The organism is Pseudomonas silesiensis (assembly GCF_001661075.1).
Lineage (GTDB): Bacteria > Pseudomonadota > Gammaproteobacteria > Pseudomonadales > Pseudomonadaceae > Aquipseudomonas > Aquipseudomonas silesiensis.
In genome coordinates this window covers 2,647,058-2,663,960 of sequence record NZ_CP014870.1, presented here as the reverse complement: position 1 = coordinate 2,663,960, position 16,903 = coordinate 2,647,058, and the positions used below count along the sequence as shown (strand labels likewise).

The 16,903-nt window shown below is 61.9% G+C and carries 17 protein-coding genes and 1 tRNA gene; 4 read left to right on the top strand and 14 right to left on the bottom strand.

Going from position 1 to position 16,903, the window contains the following annotated elements; genetic code table 11:
* Positions 1 to 3 precede the first annotated feature (3 nt).
* The 11 genes from imuA to PMA3_RS12010 all read right to left on the bottom strand — a co-directional run bounded on the left by imuA (position 4) and on the right by PMA3_RS12010 (position 10,075).
* Complete coding sequence (gene imuA / locus PMA3_RS12060; RefSeq protein ID WP_064677363.1) at positions 4 to 621, bottom strand: translesion DNA synthesis-associated protein ImuA; 618 nt, start codon at positions 619 to 621, stop codon at positions 4 to 6.
* A complete protein-coding gene (lexA, locus tag PMA3_RS12055) occupies positions 621 to 1,238 on the bottom strand; it encodes a transcriptional repressor LexA (RefSeq protein WP_064677362.1) in 618 nt (205 codons plus the stop codon). The genes imuA and lexA overlap by 1 nt, the downstream gene beginning before the upstream one ends.
* 132 nt (positions 1,239 to 1,370) lie before the next feature.
* Positions 1,371 to 1,646, bottom strand: a complete 276-nt coding sequence (locus PMA3_RS12050) for a DUF971 domain-containing protein (RefSeq protein WP_064677361.1) — start codon at positions 1,644 to 1,646, stop codon at positions 1,371 to 1,373.
* Entirely contained in the window at positions 1,643 to 2,605 is a 963-nt protein-coding gene (locus PMA3_RS12045; protein ID WP_064677360.1) for a HEAT repeat domain-containing protein, read from the bottom strand. The genes PMA3_RS12050 and PMA3_RS12045 overlap by 4 nt, the downstream gene beginning before the upstream one ends.
* Positions 2,602 to 3,450: an ABC transporter ATP-binding protein gene (locus tag PMA3_RS12040; protein ID WP_064677359.1), complete on the bottom strand. Its 849-nt coding sequence runs from the start codon at positions 3,448 to 3,450 to the stop codon at positions 2,602 to 2,604. The genes PMA3_RS12045 and PMA3_RS12040 overlap by 4 nt, the downstream gene beginning before the upstream one ends.
* Positions 3,450 to 4,232, bottom strand: a complete 783-nt coding sequence (locus PMA3_RS12035; RefSeq protein ID WP_064677358.1) for an ABC transporter permease — start codon at positions 4,230 to 4,232, stop codon at positions 3,450 to 3,452. Before PMA3_RS12035 ends, PMA3_RS12040 begins: the two co-directional genes overlap by 1 nt.
* A gap of 265 nt (positions 4,233 to 4,497) precedes the next feature.
* Positions 4,498 to 5,904 carry an ABC transporter substrate-binding protein gene (locus PMA3_RS12030; protein WP_162493652.1) on the bottom strand — a complete coding sequence of 469 codons (1,407 nt, stop codon included), beginning with the start codon at positions 5,902 to 5,904 and terminating at the stop codon, positions 4,498 to 4,500.
* A 257-nt stretch (positions 5,905 to 6,161) separates the two neighbouring features.
* Positions 6,162 to 6,407 (bottom strand): 4Fe-4S dicluster domain-containing protein, encoded by a 246-nt coding sequence (locus PMA3_RS12025; RefSeq protein WP_007946457.1) that lies wholly within the window; start codon positions 6,405 to 6,407, stop codon positions 6,162 to 6,164.
* A gap of 25 nt (positions 6,408 to 6,432) precedes the next feature.
* Entirely contained in the window at positions 6,433 to 8,163 is a 1,731-nt protein-coding gene (locus PMA3_RS12020; RefSeq protein WP_064680680.1) for a fumarate reductase/succinate dehydrogenase flavoprotein subunit, read from the bottom strand.
* 11 nt (positions 8,164 to 8,174) lie between these two features.
* Positions 8,175 to 8,927, bottom strand: coding sequence for a GntR family transcriptional regulator (locus PMA3_RS12015; protein WP_064677357.1), 753 nt, complete (start codon positions 8,925 to 8,927; stop codon positions 8,175 to 8,177).
* Between the two features lie 260 nt (positions 8,928 to 9,187).
* Complete coding sequence (locus tag PMA3_RS12010) at positions 9,188 to 10,075, bottom strand: Dyp-type peroxidase (RefSeq protein WP_064677356.1); 888 nt, start codon at positions 10,073 to 10,075, stop codon at positions 9,188 to 9,190.
* Positions 10,076 to 10,391: 316 nt separating this feature from the next.
* On the opposite strand from PMA3_RS12010, the gene PMA3_RS12005 reads away from it, so the two are divergent.
* Complete coding sequence (locus PMA3_RS12005; protein WP_064677355.1) at positions 10,392 to 12,017, top strand: NADP-dependent glyceraldehyde-3-phosphate dehydrogenase; 1,626 nt, start codon at positions 10,392 to 10,394, stop codon at positions 12,015 to 12,017.
* 44 nt (positions 12,018 to 12,061) lie between these two features.
* Positions 12,062 to 13,105 (top strand): FUSC family protein, encoded by a 1,044-nt coding sequence (locus tag PMA3_RS12000; RefSeq protein WP_064677354.1) that lies wholly within the window; start codon positions 12,062 to 12,064, stop codon positions 13,103 to 13,105.
* A 7-nt stretch (positions 13,106 to 13,112) separates the two neighbouring features.
* On the opposite strand, the gene PMA3_RS11995 is transcribed toward PMA3_RS12000, so the two are convergent.
* Positions 13,113 to 14,006, bottom strand: coding sequence for a DMT family transporter (locus PMA3_RS11995; RefSeq protein ID WP_064677353.1), 894 nt, complete (start codon positions 14,004 to 14,006; stop codon positions 13,113 to 13,115).
* 136 nt (positions 14,007 to 14,142) lie between these two features.
* Between PMA3_RS11995 and PMA3_RS11990 the strand changes: the two genes are divergently transcribed.
* Positions 14,143 to 14,583 (top strand): Lrp/AsnC family transcriptional regulator, encoded by a 441-nt coding sequence (locus tag PMA3_RS11990; protein ID WP_064677352.1) that lies wholly within the window; start codon positions 14,143 to 14,145, stop codon positions 14,581 to 14,583.
* A gap of 569 nt (positions 14,584 to 15,152) precedes the next feature.
* On the opposite strand, the gene PMA3_RS11985 is transcribed toward PMA3_RS11990, so the two are convergent.
* Positions 15,153 to 15,824: a Bax inhibitor-1/YccA family protein gene (locus tag PMA3_RS11985; protein ID WP_064677351.1), complete on the bottom strand. Its 672-nt coding sequence runs from the start codon at positions 15,822 to 15,824 to the stop codon at positions 15,153 to 15,155.
* Between the two features lie 123 nt (positions 15,825 to 15,947).
* Here PMA3_RS11985 and PMA3_RS11980 point away from each other — a divergent pair.
* Positions 15,948 to 16,035, top strand: a tRNA-Ser gene (locus PMA3_RS11980).
* 238 nt (positions 16,036 to 16,273) lie between these two features.
* On the opposite strand, the gene PMA3_RS11975 is transcribed toward PMA3_RS11980, so the two are convergent.
* A complete protein-coding gene (locus PMA3_RS11975) occupies positions 16,274 to 16,792 on the bottom strand; it encodes an SgcJ/EcaC family oxidoreductase (RefSeq protein WP_064677350.1) in 519 nt (172 codons plus the stop codon).
* Between the last annotated feature and the right edge of the window lie 111 nt (positions 16,793 to 16,903).

The window sequence follows — 16,903 nt, the reverse complement described above, 5'->3', positions numbered from 1 at the left end:
ACCTCAATGCCCCACCGGGAAGGCAATCGGTGCCGAACGCGCCAACCCGCCCCGGCACTTGAGCACACGCAACTGCGCGGGCCTGGCGTCGATGGCGATGCGCAGGGCCGCGGGCGAAGGGTTGATGGCTTCATGGATCGAGCGGTAGGCGAATGCCAGGGTCGAGCCGGTTTCCGCCGCCACCTGCAAGCGGCGCAAGGTGCGGTCATCGGCCTTGTGCGGCCAGCACAACACCGCGCCGCAACTGCCCGAACGCAAACATTGTTCCGCCGCCCACAGGGCATCGCGCTCGCTGGCCTGGATGATCGACAACTGGCGCAGATCGACCCCGGCGTTCTGCCACGCCTGGGGATACGGCACGTAGGGCGGCGCCACCAGCACGATGCGTTCACCCGCCGCCGACAACCGCGCCAGCGCTGGCCACACCAGTCGCAACTCGCCGACGCCCTGCCCGGCCAGCAGGATCTCCGTCAACGCCGCTTCCGGCCAGCCGCCCGTGGGCAACGCCGCATCCAGCGCGGCATGCCCGGTGGGTTGCGGGCTGGCGGCCGGTGGCGCAGGTCGCCCGCGCCAGACCTGGCCGCCATTGAACAGCGTATCCAACGCAACGACGGCGCCCATCACCCTTGCCTCACCAGACCGCAGAACACCCCTTCGATGGCCAGGTCCTGGTCCGCGCGAACGATGATCGGCTGATACGCCGGGTTGCGCGGCAACAGGCGCACGGCATCGCCGACCCGCTCGAAACGCTTGATGGTGACTTCCCCGTCCAGCCGGGCCACGACGATCTGGCCGTTGACGGCCTCCGGATTGCGATGCACACCCACCAGGTCACCGTCGAGAATGCCGTCCTCGATCATCGAGTCGCCCCGGACCCGCAGCATGTAGTCCGGCACCCGGGAGAACATCGACGGGTCGAGCAGCAAGCGGCTGTGCACCTCGGCATCGGCACCGATCGGCGCACCCGCCGCCACCCGACCGAGCACCGCAATGTCCAGCAGCTCGGGCCGGGCCGGTTGTCCGGGCAAACGAATGCCCCGGGCCTGATGCGCATTGACCTCGATGAAACCGGCTTCGGTCAGCGCCAGCACATGCTTGCGCGCCACGCTGCGGGAGGCGAAGCCGAACGCCTCGCTGATTTCAGCGAGGCTCGGGGACTGGCCGTGCTCGGCGATTCGCTCGCGGATAAAGGTCAGGATGGCGGTACGGCGGGGAGTGAGAGTCGTCATGGAGTACATTTGTACTCTTTCCAGGCTTCCCTGACAAGAACCATCAGTCCGCGAATCTGCCCCCCGTAGGAGCGAGGCTTGCCCGCGAAGGCTGCGCACCTGACACACCGCCTTCGCGGGCAAGCCTCGCTCCTACGGGTTTCAGGTGAGTCCTGAGAGGTAGGGCCAGGGGTAAATGCCGCGTTCGTGGCCGTCACTGAAGATCAGTTGCAGGCCGTAGCCCTGTTGATTGAGCTCAATCACACGGATGCGCCCGTCGACTTTCACTGCCAGCCCTTGCAACCGAAACGCCCGGCACTGCGAACACGGGCATTGCCGGCGCAACTCGGCATGATCCAACACTTGCTCACGACCATCCGGCCAGTTCAGGCGCAGTTGCTGCCGGCTTCGGGAATTGCCAATCGCAACCGGGTTCATTGCAGTTGACTCAACGCAATGCGCACGGCCTTGCGCACTTCCGGATCGCCGTCGTCCTGTGCCGCCTGCAAGGGCGCGATGGCGCCTTTGTCGTTCAACTCGCCGAGGGCCAGCGCGGCTTCCTTGCGCAGGTTGCTGATGCGGTGGCCAAGGGTTTCGATCAGCGCGTCCAGAGCCGGGACGTAGCGCAAGCGGCCGAGGCTGCGGGTGGCGCGCAGACGCACTTGCCAGTAATCGTCGCCCAGGGCGTCGACCAGTGCCGGCGCGGCGTCGGCATGTCCGACCTTGCCCAGGGTGGTGGCGGCCTCTTCGCGCACTTGCCAGGCCTGGTCCTGCAGGGCCTGGCGCAGGGCCGGCAGCACCAGTGCATCGCAGGCCAGGCCCAAGGCCCCGGTGGCGGCGCGGCGCACTTCGGTGTCCGGATCGTCACTGGCCAATCGGGCCAGCGCCGGCAAGGCATCGAGCTGCTTGAGCCAGCCGAGTACGCCGACGGCTTCGCGGCGAACGCTGGCGTCTTCATCATTCAGCGCTTCCACAGCCGCTTGGGCAGCAGCGGGAAACCGCAACTCGCGCAAGGCCCTGAACGCGGCAATGCGTACGCTGATGTCGGCATGCCCGGTCCACGGCAGAATCACCCGGCCCGCCGCTTCGCTCTTGAGCAGGCTGAGGCTTTGCGCGGCAGCGGCCTGCACCGCCTGAGCGGGATCGGTCAATGCCTGGCACAGTGCTTCGACCACGGGCTCGTCCTCCCAGGCTTCCAGCAGCCGTGCCGCTTCGGCGCGGACCTCTTCGGTCGGGTCTTGCGTCAACCGGTCGACCAGCCACAGCAAGCCATCCGGTTCCTCGAGATCCGCCAGTTCGATCAGGGCTATCCGCCGCACGCCGGGATCTTCATCGGTCAGGCGCGGTTGCAGGGCGAGAATGTCATCGTTATCGGTTACATCGAATAGAGAGGTCATAGGGCAAACCGCGGCAGTTTATTTTCAGGGGGAAGTCCGAGAGGGTTCAGGCGCGGCAGCTGCCGACCGTCTTCGTGACGCAGCAACTCGAGGCAATGACGCTTCAAGCGGGAGAACGCGTGGCTCGTCACCCGTTCGGTGGTGCGTGGCCGGGGGAAGTCGAGGCGCAGGTCTTCGATGATCCGGCCAGGGCGCGAACTCATCACCAGCAGCCGATCGGCGAGGAACAGCGCTTCGTCGATGTCATGGGTGACGAACACCACCGTGGTGCGGATGCGCGTCCAGATGTCCAGCAGCAGTTCCTGCATGTTCAACCGGGTCAGGGCATCGAGGGCGCCGAACGGCTCGTCCATCAGCAACAGCCGAGGACGATTGATCAGCACCCGGGCGATTTCCACCCGCTGCTGCATGCCGCCGGACAGCTGATCGGGCCAGCGTTCGGCAAAACCTTCGAGGCCCACCAGAGCGAGGATTTCGTCGGCGGCCCGGTGTCGTTCGGCTTTGCCGATGCCACGCATTTTCAGGCCGAAGGCGACGTTGTCGCGCACCGTGCGCCAGGGGAACAGCGTGTGGTGCTGAAAGACCATGCCGCGCTGGGGCGATGGGCCCGAGACTGGCGCGCCGTCGACGTTCAGGGTGCCGGTATGGCTTTGCAGATGCCCGGCCAGCGCGCCGAGCAAGGTGGATTTGCCGCAACCGGACGGTCCGAGAATGCACACGAACTGCCCCGGCTCGATCTGGCAGTCCAGACCTTGCACGGCTTCGAAGGCGTGTTTGTCTTCGCCGAGGACAATGGACAACTGGCGGATGTCGATCCGCCCTTCAGGGGTTTGCACCGCGCTCATCAGGCTTTTCCTCGTGGTCGGTGCCAGGGCGTGAACAACCCGCCCAGCCGTTTGATCAGCAGACTGCTGCCCATCCCGAGTACACCGATCAGCAACATGCCGACCACGATGTCGGCGTAGTTCTGGATGGTGTAGGACTCCCAGGTGTAATAACCGATGCCGTACTGGCCGGAGATCATTTCCGCGGTCACCAGGCAGAACCACGAAGTGCCCATGCCGATGGCGAGGCCAGTGATGATGCTCGGTGCGGCGCCCGGCAGGATCACTTCCAAAAGAATCGCCCGCCGCCCTGCCCCGAGGCTTTTCGCCGAGGCGATCAGCCGCGGGTCGACGCCTTCGACGCCGTGCACGGTATTGAGCAGGATCGGGAACAGCGCGCCGGTGAAGGTGATGAACACCATCGACAGCTCTGACGACGGGAACATCAGGATCGCCAGTGGAATCCAGGCCACCGCCGGAATCGGGCGCAGGACTTCCAGGGGGGGCAGCAGCAAGTCTTCCGCCCATTTCGAGCGACCGATGGCCAGGCCGAGGGCGACGCCGATGACCAGCGCCGCAAGGTAACCGGCGAACACCCGGCCGAGACTGCTGCTCAGGTGCTGGCCGAGCTTGCCGGAATCGCCGAGACCGAAGGCGGCTTCGACCACCGCCAGCGGCGTCGGAACGTTGGCGAAGGTCACCAGGCCAAGGTTCCAGTGGCCACTGGCGGCGAGTTGCCAGAACAGGAGGCAGAGCAACAGCGAGGCTGATCTGGGGATCCAGCGTGCATAAGATCGGTACACAATTATTCCTCTCAACCCTGGTCCCTGTAGGAGCCCGGCTTGCCGGCGAAGGCGTCGGACCAGCCGGCATCAATGTTGAATGCCAGACCGCATTCGCGGGCAAGCCCGCTCCCACAGTTGATCGTTGGTGAACTCAATATCTTCATACAACGTCGCTCCCCTGTAGGAGCCCGGCTTGCCGGCGAAGGCGCCGGACCAGCCAGCAACAATGTTGAATGCCAGTACGCATTCGCCGGCAAGCCGGCTCCTACAGAGGGCCGCGGGGTCAGCGCACGGCAACAGCCTGGGTCGTGGCATCGGTAAAATCGAACACCTTGCCGCCCTGGGCCGTAGCGAACTGCTGGGCCTGGCCTTTGAGCAGGAAGGCGCTCAGATGCCCTTGCGCATCACTGGCAAACCACGCCTGATCCGCCAGCAACTTGATCCCGCTGTCACTCGCCTGGGCATACACCGCACGGATGTTCTTGCCCTCCTGCTTCAAGCTCGCCAGCGCGGTGAACGCCGATTCCGCCGAGGCGTATTGACGGACTTTCGCCTCCCCGCGCACCCAGATTTCGGCCACATGGCTGAAGTCGGTGATGGCCTTGCCGCTCAACGCATCCACCGCTGTCAGCGGCGTCGGCTTGTAATTGGCAAGCTGTGCGCTGTAATCCAGGTTCGAGGCCTTGAAGGCGGCGCGGATGTATTGATCGTCGATGAAGGTATTCAGATCGAGACCGCGGTCAGCCTTCTTCAGCAGCTTGAGGGTATCGATGGCGGTGCCGACGGCCTGGCGGTATTCCGGCTTCCAGCTCAGGTCGCGGGTCTGCACCCCGAGCGGACCGTAGAACAGGTAGTTGACCTCGGCATCGACCCCGGTGACCTTGGCGATCAACTCGCTGTACTTCTCGGGCTCGGCCGTCAGCAACTGGTTGGCTTCGATACTGGCGCGCAGGTAGGCGACGACAATTTCCGGGTACTTTTTCGCGTACGCCTGATCGACCAATGCACCATGGAACGTCGGGGCATTCGCCTGGGAACCGTCATAGATCTTGCGTGCAAAACCACGGCTCGGGAACAGTTCGGCGAAGGGCACAAAGTCGGCGTGGGCGTCGATCTTCCCGGCCTGCAACGCCGAGCCTGCGACCTCAGGCGGCTGGGCGATGATGTTCACGTCCTTGAGCGGGTCCCAACCCTGGGCGGCCACGGCTCGCAGCAACATGCCATGGGCGGTGGAGGCAAAAGGCACGGAAATGGTCTTGCCCTTGAGCTCGGCCAATGACTGCACCGGCGAAGCGCTCGGCACCACGATGCCGTTGCCGCTGCCCTTGATGCTGCCCGACAGAACGCTGATGAACAGGCTGTGCTTGCCCGCGGTTTCGAATGCCACACCGTTGAACGAACCCGGGAAATCAGCCATGGCGCCGAAATCGAGTTTGCCGGCAACCATCTCGTTGGTCAGGGGCGCCCCGCTGGTGAAGTTCTTCCACTGCACCTCGTACCTGGCGTCCTTGTAGGGGCCGTCGTGGGGCAGGTATTTGTCCAGCAGACCCAACTCGCGAATCAACAGACCGCCGGCGGCGCAGTTGATGGTGGTGTCCTGGGTGCCGATGGCGATGCGGATGGTTTCGGCGCAAGCCGACAGGGTGAATGAAGCCAGTACCAGACCGGCTAACGCTGTACGCAGCAATATTGGCAAAGACATGGTGAATCCCCTCGAATCATTTATAGGATGTTCGTCTCCGCCACGATCAGGGCGTGGTGGGAAACGAGGGGTGTTTTGAAACAGGCGTCCGGTGGTTGCCGGATGGCTTTTTTATTGTCTGTGGCGGCCTCTTCGCGGGCAAGCCCGCAGTGATTTGTGCTGAATCCAAAATTTTGCAGACACCAAAGAAACCTGTGGGAGCCGGGCTTGGTCTGGGCGGCATTCCGACGATGGCGTCCTGTGAGTCAGCGCAACAAATACGGTATTTCCACTTTCACCGCCCCGGTCGGGCAGTCCTTTTCACAGGGCATGCAGTACCAGCATTCATCGAAGGCCATGTAGGCCTTTTGCGTGGCCGGGTTGATCGCCAGCAGGTCCATCGGGCAAACATCGACGCACACGGTGCAGCCTTTATGGGCGATGCACAGGTCCTCATCGACCGTGACCGGCGCGTTCGAGCGAAAGAAGATTTCCTGGGGTTGATAGGCCATTTCACGGTCTCTCTTGTGGTGAGGCTCAAGCAGCAAAGGCACCGACTCGCAGCCGGTCGTAGGCCTGCATTTCCTCGGCATCCAGCGGGATGATGTAAGGCTCGACGGCTTTCTTGAAACTGCTCATCAGCCCGTTTTCATCCTTCTTCAGGTGGCAATGGCAGAACCAGTCGCTGTCGTTGCGTTGCGGGTGATCGACTCGATAGTGGTAAAGCCCCCAGCGACTCTCGGCGCGAAACAGCGAAGCGCGGGCGGCCATTTCGGCGCAGTCGCGGATCATGCTGACTTCCATGGCACGCATCAGCTCGTGGGCGTTATGGGCCTTGATCTGATCGAGATCGCGCTGGATGTCACTGAAGCGTTGCAGACCGATCTGCATCTTCCTGGTCACTTTCGGCGGCTGCAGGTAGTCGTTCACAAAACGCCGCAGCTTGTACTCGACCTGGGCCGGCGGCAGACCGTGTTCGCGATCCAGTGGCGCGTAGACCCGTGCCTTTTCCGTTTCGATCTGCCGCGCATCGACCGCTGAAAACTCACGCCCGGCGACAAAATCCGCCGCGTTGTTGCCGGCAAACCAGCCATAAGTGAATGCACCGAGCATGTAGTTATGCGGCACTGCCGCCATGTCCCCTGCCGAATACAAACCCTTGACCGACGTCTCGGCCTTCTCGTTGACCCACACCCCCGACGCCGAGTGTCCGCTGCAAAAACCGATTTCCGAGATGTGCATCTCGACCATTTGCGTGCGGTAATCGGTGCCGCGGTTGGCGTGGAACTGGCCGCGACTCGGACGTTCGTTGCTGTGCAGGATCTCTTCGATGTTCTGGATGGTTTCCTCGGCCAGGTGATCGAGCTTGAGGAACACCGGGCCGTTGCCGCTTTCGAGTTCCTGATGAAACTCCCACATCATCTGCCCGCTCCAGTAGTCGCACTCGATGAAGCGTTCGCCCTTGTTGTTGGCGGTGTAGCCGCCCAATGGGCCGGTGACGTAGGCACAGGCCGGGCCGTTGTAGTCCTTGATCAGCGGGTTGATCTGGAAGCATTCCAGGTTCGCCAGTTCCGCACCTGCGTGATAAGCCATGGCGTAGCCGTCGCCGGCGTTGGTCGGGTTTTCATAGGTGCCCATCAGGTAGCCGGAGGACGGCAGGCCCAAACGCCCAGCGGCACCGCACGCGAGGATCACGGCCTTGGCCTTGATCACGTGGAAATCGGCGGTGCGACAATCGAAGCCCATCAGGCCGTTGACCGCGCCTTCTTCGTCGGTCAGCAAGCGCGTGCACACGACGCGATTGGTGATGCTGACCCGTGCCCGTTTCAATTGGCGGTACAGGACTTTCTTGATGTCATGCCCTTCCGGCATCGGTAGCACGTAGGCGCCCATGTGGTGGACCTTCTTCACCGCGTAGTCGCCGGTTTCGTCCTTCTCGAATTTCACGCCCCAGCGGTCCAGTTGCTCGATGGTCTCGAAGCTGTGGGTCGCGTAGGCATAGACCGCCGCCTGATTGACGATGCCGTCATTGGCGATGGTGATTTCCTTGGTGTACTGCTCCGGCGTCGAGTGACCGGGAATGATCGCGTTGTTCAGGCCGTCCATGCCCATGCTGATCGCGCCGCTGCGCTTGACGTTGGCCTTGTCGATCAGCAGCACCCGCAGGTCGCGGTTGCGCTCCTTGGCCTTGATCGCCGCCATGGGCCCGGCCGTGCCGCCGCCGATCACGACGATGTCGTATTCCTGCTCAAGCGTACTTCTGTTCATAGCGCTGTGGGTCATGCCTGATCCCCTTTTTGCCGGTCGATCCGCAGGCGGTACTGGAAGGCATCGCCGCGGTAGTAAAGGTGTTCGAAGTCCAGGGGCTGGCCGCTGGCGTCGTGGGTCAGGCGCTCGATGCGCATGATCGGCGAGCCGGCTTCGACGTTCAGCGCCTGGGTCAGGTCGCTGTCGGCCAGTACGGCGTCGATGGCCAGGTCGGCGTGACCGAGGGCCAGGCCGCAGTCGTTCTCGAGGATCAGGAAAATGTCGCGGGTGACCAGATCAGCCTTCTCCAGCCGCTCGCCGATGGCCTTGGGCAGGTAGGTGATTTCCAGCGAGATCGGTTCGCGATTGATCAGCCGCACCCGCTTGATCTGCGCCACGGTCTCACCTTCGGCGACCTGCAACCGCTCGGCGACGAGTTTGTCGGCCGGTATGAATTTGAAGCTGCGCAGGCGGTTGATCACCTCGTAGCCGCGACCGGTCATGGACTCGGCCAGGCCTTGCAAGGTGCTGACGTTCTGAAAGGTTTTCGGTTTGGCGACGAAAGTGCCCTTGCCGTGAATCTTGAAGATCAGCCCTTCTTTCTGCAGGTCTCCCAGGGCCTGGCGCACGGTGATGCGGCTGACCTTGAACAGCGCGCCAAGCTCGCTTTCGGAGGGCATCTGGCTGTCTTGCGGGTATTCGCCGTCGAGAATGCGGGCGCGCAGTACATCCCGAAGTTGGGTGTGGAGCGGAACACTGCTCAGGGATAGAACGTTATCGGTCATGAAGGTCACTTGTCATAACGAGTTATGATGTGATCTTAAAGTTCTAACGGATGGCTGAGAAATACTGATTGGGAATAAGGTTAGATTTCGCCGGCAGCTCAGGAGAGCTTCAGCGAACACGACATTGGGCGAACGACGCCGATCTCGTGTAGGAGCCGGCTTGCTGGCGAAGGCGGTCTGTCAGTCAACACCTCTACTGAATGTGCCACCGCCTTCGCCGGCAAGCCGGCTCCTACAGGGGTTAAAGCCGCGCTCGCGAATCAGCCGACGCGCAATGCACGCAGGTCCAGACGACCGTCCTTGAGCGGCGGGCACCAGTAGTAGCCGCCCGTGATCGGCCGACTCATGCGGTACAGACCATCGGTGATGCCATCTTCCAGACCGCTCATGCGCCGCAGTTGGGCTTCGAACGCATCGAGGGAGAAACCGAAGGCAAGGAACATCAGGCCGGCGCGGTCGCCTTCGATCCACGGCATCGAACGGCGTACCACGAACGCTTCGGGGGCGAAGCTTTCCTGGGCGGTGCGTTTGACGTGGGCGGAGATCGGCGCGTCGTCGAGTTCTTCGTTGTCGCTCAAGCGCCGGCCCATGATGTTGTCCTTCTCATGGGACGGCATCGCATTGAAGCCTTTCAGGTCGTGCTGCCACTGCTGAATCGCGGCGAAGCTGCCACCCACCTGGCCTTCAGCGCCCTCACCCACCAGCGCGGCGGCCACGGCGGCTTCGTCGTGGGGATTTTCAGTGCCGTCTTCGTAACCGGTCAGGTCGTGGCCGGTGAGGTGGCGGAAGGTTTCGTTCATCTGCACCAGGCGCAAGGCCGGTGCCAGGGCCGCTTCGATGGCGTTGCTGCGGTTGAGCAATTCGCCACGGTCGACGCCATGCAACCAGCACCACAGCGCGTGCTGGGTCGACGGGTTGTCGACCCCTACTCCGGTCAACGCCGGGAAGGGACGCAGGCCCTCGATCTGGCCATGAAGTGCCTTGACCAGGGATTCACCGAAACCGACCACCGCCGACTGACCGTCCACCAGCCGCATCAAGTTGTCGAGCGCGGCCGGGAGTGCAGCGGCAGACTCCAGTGCAAAGAACATATGACGGGCTTGAGGTGGAACGGGGGTGGCGAGAATGCCCGGCTGGTAGTGACTCATATGAACTCCTTCGCAAAGAGCATGAAGTTTACCCGCAGCGTTGGCCGTTGTGTGTTCCCGGGGTAAAAGATTGCTACCTGAATGCAGGCACAGGGGTTTTAAACGATCAAGACCGTGGGTCATGACAATCGGTGCAGCGATCTGGTAAAACGTTTCAGCTATGCTGATCGAACGCGCATTTCAAACCACTGCGCGACGGTTTACGGCCTGTCGCCACTACTTTCGACAGTCGCGTCGTGATCAGGCCTTGACCTGATCACAGTGCATAGCGATAACAGACCTTATCCGCATCACCCAATCCAGACGGGGTAGCGACATGACCACAGCACAGATCCTTGGCAACCTGTTTCCCTCTGCCGGCGACATCCCGGAAAAATACCGCCTCGACGGCCAGACCGAGCAGCGTGAATACCTGGTCGACGGTGAGCTGAAAACCTGGCCAGGCCCCCTCGCCCAGGTCCGCAGCCCGGTGTACCTGGCCGGTGCGAACGGCGACGAACAAGTCATCCTCGGCAGTACGCCATTGCTCGACGCCGACACTGCACTGACGGCCCTCGACGCCGCCGTCCGCGCCTATGATCGGGGTCAGGGGTTGTGGCCGACCATGCGCGTGGCCGAGCGCATCCAGCACGTCGAGACCTTCCTTGGCCGCATGCGTGAACAGCGTGAAGCGGTGGTCAAGTTGCTGATGTGGGAGATCGGCAAGAACCTCAAGGACTCGGAAAAAGAGTTCGACCGCACCTGCGACTACATCGTCGACACCATCAACGCCCTGAAGGAACTCGACCGCCGCTCCAGCCGCTTCGAGCTGGAACAGGACACCCTCGGCCAGATCCGGCGCGTGCCCATGGGCGTGGCGTTGTGCATGGGGCCTTACAACTACCCGTTGAACGAAACCTTCACCACGCTGATTCCGGCACTGATCATGGGCAACACCGTGGTGTTCAAACCGGCCAAACTCGGCGTGCTGCTGATCCGTCCACTGCTGGAAGCCTTCCGCGACAGCTTCCCGGCCGGGGTGATCAACGTGATCTACGGCAGCGGCCGCGAGACCGTCAGCGCGCTGATGGCCAGCGGCAAGATCGACATCTTTGCGTTCATCGGCACCAACAAGGCCGCCAGCGACCTGAAAAAACTGCACCCAAGACCTCACCGCCTGCGCGCGGCGCTGGGTCTGGATGCAAAGAACCCCGGCATCATCCTGCCCGAGGTGGATCTGGACAACGCCGTGAACGAAGCCGTCACCGGCTCCCTGTCCTTCAACGGCCAGCGCTGCACCGCGCTGAAAATCCTCTTCGTCCACGAAGATGTGGTCGAGGCCTTCATCGATAAATTCAACGCCAAACTCGCCACGCTCAAACCCGGCATGCCGTGGGAAAACGGCGTGGCGCTTACCCCGTTGCCGGAGGCAAGCAAGGTCGATTACCTGCACTCGCTGGTGGCCGATGCGGTGAGCAAAGGCGCCGCCGTGGTCAACCCCAATGGCGGTGAAGCCCGCGCTTCGTTCTTCTACCCCGCCGTGTTGTACCCGGTGACGCCGCAGATGCGCGTCTACCAGGAAGAACAGTTCGGCCCGGTGGTGCCGATCGTGCCTTACCGGCATCTGGACACGGTGATCGATTACGTCCTGGAGTCGGACTTCGGCCAACAGTTGAGCATCTTCGGCACCAACCCGGTGGCGGTCGGCCGGCTGGTGGACACCTTCGCCAACCAGGTCGGGCGGATCAACCTCAACGCCCAGTGCCAGCGCGGGCCGGACACCTACCCGTTCAACGGGCGCAAGAACTCCGCCGAGGGCACGCTGTCGGTACATGATGCGTTGCGGGTGTTTTCGATTCGTACCCTGGTGGCGACCAAATTCCAGGAAACCAACAAGGAACTCATCAGCGACATCATCAGCGGACGCAGTTCGAGTTTCCTGACCACCGATTACATCTTCTGAGGAGATCAAGCCTGAGCACATTCAGAGCCAACCGACTGCCACCACTGCTGCGCCGGCTGCTGCGTCCGTTACTGGACCCGTACCGGCGCTATCGCCACGCCAGACTGATCCACGCGGTGCGCGTATCGCTTGGGTTGCTGGCCACGATCCTGCTGACCACCGGCATCAACCTGCCCCATGGCGAGTGGGCATCGGTGACGATGCTGGTGGTAATCGGCGGCTTGCAGCATCACGGCAATATCGGCAAAAAGGCTGCCGAACGCGCCATCGGCACCTTGATCGGCGCCGCTGTCGGTCTGGCGCTGGTGGCGCAAGAGGCCTGGCTCGGCATGCCTTGGCTGACCTATTTCGAGATGGCCGTGGTGTGCGGGTTTTTCTCGTACCACGCCATCGGCAAGGGCGGTTACACCGCGTTGCTGTCGGCGATCACCGTGTTCATCGTCGCCGGGCATGGCGACAATCCAGTCACCGACGGGTTGTGGCGCGGGGTCGACATCCTGATCGGCATTGCCCTGGCCCTGGCCTTTTCCTTCGCCCTGCCGCTGTACGCGGTCTACTCCTGGCGCTACAACCTGGCCGATGCCTTGCGCGACTGCGCGGCGATCCACGCACGCATCATCAATGGCCAGTCGGTCAGCGATGACGAATATCACAAAATCATGGGCCGTCTGAACACGGTGATGCTGCAACTGCGCTCGCTGATGCCGTCGGTGTCCAAGGAAGTGAAGATTTCCATGACCGAACTCGATGCCATCCAGCGCCATCTGCGCCTGTGTATCAGCACCCTGGAGATCCTCGGCAATACCCGGCCGGATGCCAACGATCCCGTGGCCATGGCCAATCTGCAATCGACGCTCAAAGCCGAGCATCGGCTGATTCGGGTGCAGTTGATCGGCATGGCCCGGGCGTTGAAATCCGGCGCCACCCAGCGCCTCAGTCGCCCCGCCGAACTGCCGACCGATGTCAGCCTGGATGCCCCGGTCTACAACGCCCTGGACGGCTACCGGTTGCTGAACCGCCAGCTGGCCGCCAACATCGGCCAGATGCGCCAGCGCCTGGCCAAGACCGCACCGCGCTGGAACATCTGACGCCAGTTCAGGGCGTGACCGTGCGCCGCCATTTCAGGGTCCAGCCCTGCTGCATGCCGGCAGCCGCCAGCAGAATCGCGGCGACACCCAGCCATTGCAGGGGCTCCAGGCGATGGCCGAAGGCAAACCAGTCGACGAAAATCGCCGCAATCGGATAGATGAACGACAACGCACCGGTCAGTGCCGTCGGCAGTTTCTGAATCGCGCCGTACAGCAGCACATACATCACGCCGGTATGAACGATGCCCAGGGTCACCAGGCTGGCCCAAGCGCTCGGTGCTTGCGGCAGCGCCGAGAAGTGCGCGAACGGCGCGAGCAGCAGCACGCCGGTGCTGACCTGGACCAGCGCGATCAGGTGCGGCGGCGTACCGGTCAGGCGCTTGATGATCAGCGCGGCAATCGCATAAAGGAATGCAGCGCCCAGCGCCAGGGCGATGCCAACCAGGTAATCATTGCCGCTTTCATTCTGGTCGCCATGGGCGCTGACAATCGCCAACATCCCGAGAAACGAGATGCCCAGCCAGAACAGTTTCTGCAGGGTGATTTTCTCGTTGAGAAATAACGCCGCCAACCCCACCAGCATGAACGGCTGAACGTTGTACACCGCGGTGCCGATGGCAATCGAGGCGCGGGAGTAAGACGCGAACAGCAAGACCCAATTACCGACAATCGCCACGCCGCTGAGCACGGCCAGCAGGAAGGTGGTGCGGGTCAGGATGCCGGGGCGCAGGAAGCCGAATGCCGCGCAAATCAGCAGCAAGGTGCCGGCACCGAACACGCAGCGCCAGAACACCACGTCCAGCACCGGTTGCCCGGACACCAGCACGAACCAGCCGATGGTCCCGGAAATCAGCATGGCGGCGGTCATTTCGAATGACCCGTGACGAATTGACTTGTCCATCATCAGACTCCTGTGTTTGAGCCCAAAGTATGCCAATCCGCCCGGGGGCTTCTCCAGCGCAAAAATCAGGCTAAACTCGGTTTCTGCCTTTTTTATCAAGGCAGTTCCGATTAATTGCCTAATCGAGGATTTTGCCATGACCGATGACATCGACCAGGTGCTGATCACGGCCTTGATGGAGGACTCGCGACGCTCGCTCAAGGCCCTGGCCAATATCAGCGGACTGTCTTCGCCCAGTGTCGCCGAGCGTCTGCGCCGCCTTGAGGAACGGGGTGTGCTCAAGGGTTATACGGTCGAGATCGATCCACGGTGCTTCGGCTATCAGCTGCAGGCCATCGTCCGCATTCGCCCACTGCCGGGGCAGTTGCAGGAGGTGGAGCGGCAGATTCAGGCGATTCCGGAATTCACCGAATGCGACAAGGTGACTGGGGACGATTGTTTTATTGCGCGGTTGCATGTGCGGTCGATGGAGCAACTGGACACCCTGCTTGACCGGCTTAATACCCATGCTGAAACCAACACTGCGATCGTCAAGAAGACCCCGGTCAAGCGGCGGTTGCCTCCGATGGCGTTCTGATGCGTGGCGGGTTTGTTTGATCGTGTACATATCCGTTGCTGCGGTCACGGCTACTTAGGGTTCCGCTCTTACAGCGGGTCACTTGGAGAAGCGCCAAGTAACCAAGCGCTCTTGCCCCTGTCGTTCGGTGCCTCGCTAGTGCTCGGCATGCCCTCGCTCCGGTCCTGCTCCGTGGGCCCGCCGCGATCGGCCATCCATGGCCGTGCGCGGCTAACCCGGCATCCATGCCGGGTTGCCCACTACGCAGAACCTCCACTCGGCCTCTCGAGGGGGCGTGCACCGCAAAAGCAAAATCAAGAGCCGAACCGAGGCGGCCTACCGGCCGGCCTATCCCTCAAGCGCACGCGTATCCCCTGTAGGAGCCCGGCTTGCCGGCGAAGGCGCCCTGAAGTGCGCCCCATCCATTTCGACCGTACTCAATCCCCTCTGCAGGAGCTGCCGCAGGCTGCGATCTTTTGACCTTACCGTTGCCGTTCCTCAGTACGACCTATCGCCCTGACCACCGTGTCGCTCCATAAAAACCCAATAAAAAAACCCGCCGAAGCGGGTTTTTTACTCAAGCCCAGCGATCAATCATCGCGGCTCATGATGCCGAAGATCTGCAACAAGCTGATAAACAGGTTGTAGATCGATACATACAGGCTGATGGTCGCCATGATGTAGTTACGCTCGCCGCCATGGATGATGGCGCTGGTCTGGAACAGAATGCAGACCGAGGAGAACAGCACGAAACCTGCGCTGATCGCCAGTTGCAGGCCGCTGATCTGGAAGAAGAAGCTGGCCACCACCGCACCCAGCAACACGAAGAACCCCGCAGTGATGAAGCCACTGAGGAAACTCATGTCCTTGCGGGAGATCAGCACATAGGCCGACAGGCCGCCGAACACCAGCGCGGTCATCGCGAAGGCCGAGCTGACGACTTCCGCCCCGCCCTGCATGCCCAGGTAACGGTTGAGGATCGGGCCGAGCAGGAAACCCATGAAACCGGTCAGGGCAAATGCCGACACCAGGCCCCAGGCGGAATCACGGAGCTTGTTGGTCAGGAAGAAAAGGCCGTAGAAACCGATCAGCACCACGAAAATGTTCGGGTAGCCGACCCGCATCTGCTGGGCGACATACGCCATCACGCCGCTGAATGCGAGAGTGAGGGCCAGTAAGCCGTAAGTGTTGCGCAGGACGCGGCTAACCTCTAGCTGCTCAGCCTGCACGCTGTTATTAACTGCGTAATCCTGTTCGCGCATGGCGACACTCCTGTTGGTTTGAAACGTTCAGTCGCAAAGATCATAACAGACACTCTGTAACAAGCTACGGAGAGAGTTTGACAGTGTGTTTCATTCAGGTATTATGGCGCCCGCAACGCAAACGGAGGTGTGGCCGAGTGGTTTAAGGCAACGGTCTTGAAAACCGTCGACTGTAACAGGTCCATGAGTTCGAATCCCATCGCCTCCGCCATCTTTATACGACAAAGCCCTGATTATTCAGGGCTTTGTCGTTTCTGGCTTTTGGAAAAACTTACCCTTGCGCGACACGCTGGGCATGACCGGCACACTGTTCGGCGAATGCCATTGCGAGCCTCACGGGCAAACCGTTACGTCAGTTGCCCTTCAAGCTCGCGTGACGGGGTCGAAGGGCTGAATGTCCACACCCGCAGGGGCGTCTACATTTTCGCATAAACCCTCTACCGACCCGTTTACTGCTTGGCGTGTTGCACCTGTGCTTCAGGCATCGCCGAAGAATGGTGATTGAGAATCTTCCACTGACCGTCGACCTGTTCGTAGACGAAGGTATAGCGTGCCTGCACCTGACGAATCTTGCCGGTCGCCTCGGTCAGGGTGAAGGTGTAGACGCCGCTGTCCATGGCCACATTGCTGCCCAGTTGGCGGATTTCGCGGTAGTTGACTTGGCCCACCGGCTTGAGCGCCATGAAGTGATCAAAGTAGTCCTTGATCTGATCCGGCGTAGTGCGCACTTGATTGGACACCGTTGGCTGCAACACGGCGCCCGGCGCATAGAGGTCGACCACCGATTGAACGTTACCGGTCTGCAACGCGCTGTTCCAACGGTCAAACAAACCGGCAATCTCACGGTCCTTCACGTTGGCAGGCGCTTGGGCCAAAGTGCGGTAGACATACGGGGCCGTCTCCGCTGCTTGAACAAAGGGTGCGCTCAAGGCGAAAAGCAGGGCGATGGCCGGGGTTCTGAATTTCATTGCGATGCTCCAGTGGTGGTCGTTGAGCACACTTTGCCAATCCGCCAGCCACCCGACATCGGCCAACCGGAGTCATTTATCTATGCCATTTGGCAGATGGCGCCCGGTACT

Bases quoted from the DNA above. Each gene is read 5' to 3' on its own strand.
- PMA3_RS12005 (WP_064677355.1), top strand. From the start codon at position 10,392: ATGACCACAGCACAGATCCTTGGCAACCTGTTTCCCTCTGCCGGCGAC.
- PMA3_RS12050 (WP_064677361.1), bottom strand. From the start codon at position 1,646: ATGAACCCGGTTGCGATTGGCAATTCCCGAAGCCGGCAGCAACTGCGC.
- PMA3_RS11990 (WP_064677352.1), top strand. From the start codon at position 14,143: ATGACCGATGACATCGACCAGGTGCTGATCACGGCCTTGATGGAGGAC.
- PMA3_RS12025 (WP_007946457.1), bottom strand. From the start codon at position 6,407: ATGGCCTATCAACCCCAGGAAATCTTCTTTCGCTCGAACGCGCCGGTC.
- PMA3_RS12040 (WP_064677359.1), bottom strand. From the start codon at position 3,450: ATGAGCGCGGTGCAAACCCCTGAAGGGCGGATCGACATCCGCCAGTTG.
- PMA3_RS12010 (WP_064677356.1), bottom strand. From the start codon at position 10,075: ATGAGTCACTACCAGCCGGGCATTCTCGCCACCCCCGTTCCACCTCAA.
- PMA3_RS12015 (WP_064677357.1), bottom strand. From the start codon at position 8,927: ATGACCGATAACGTTCTATCCCTGAGCAGTGTTCCGCTCCACACCCAA.
- PMA3_RS11975 (WP_064677350.1), bottom strand. From the start codon at position 16,792: ATGAAATTCAGAACCCCGGCCATCGCCCTGCTTTTCGCCTTGAGCGCA.
- PMA3_RS12020 (WP_064680680.1), bottom strand. From the start codon at position 8,163: ATGAACAGAAGTACGCTTGAGCAGGAATACGACATCGTCGTGATCGGC.
- PMA3_RS11995 (WP_064677353.1), bottom strand. From the start codon at position 14,006: ATGGACAAGTCAATTCGTCACGGGTCATTCGAAATGACCGCCGCCATG.
- imuA (WP_064677363.1), bottom strand. From the start codon at position 621: ATGGGCGCCGTCGTTGCGTTGGATACGCTGTTCAATGGCGGCCAGGTC.
- PMA3_RS12045 (WP_064677360.1), bottom strand. From the start codon at position 2,605: ATGACCTCTCTATTCGATGTAACCGATAACGATGACATTCTCGCCCTG.
- PMA3_RS11985 (WP_064677351.1), bottom strand. From the start codon at position 15,824: ATGCGCGAACAGGATTACGCAGTTAATAACAGCGTGCAGGCTGAGCAG.
- lexA (WP_064677362.1), bottom strand. From the start codon at position 1,238: ATGTACTCCATGACGACTCTCACTCCCCGCCGTACCGCCATCCTGACC.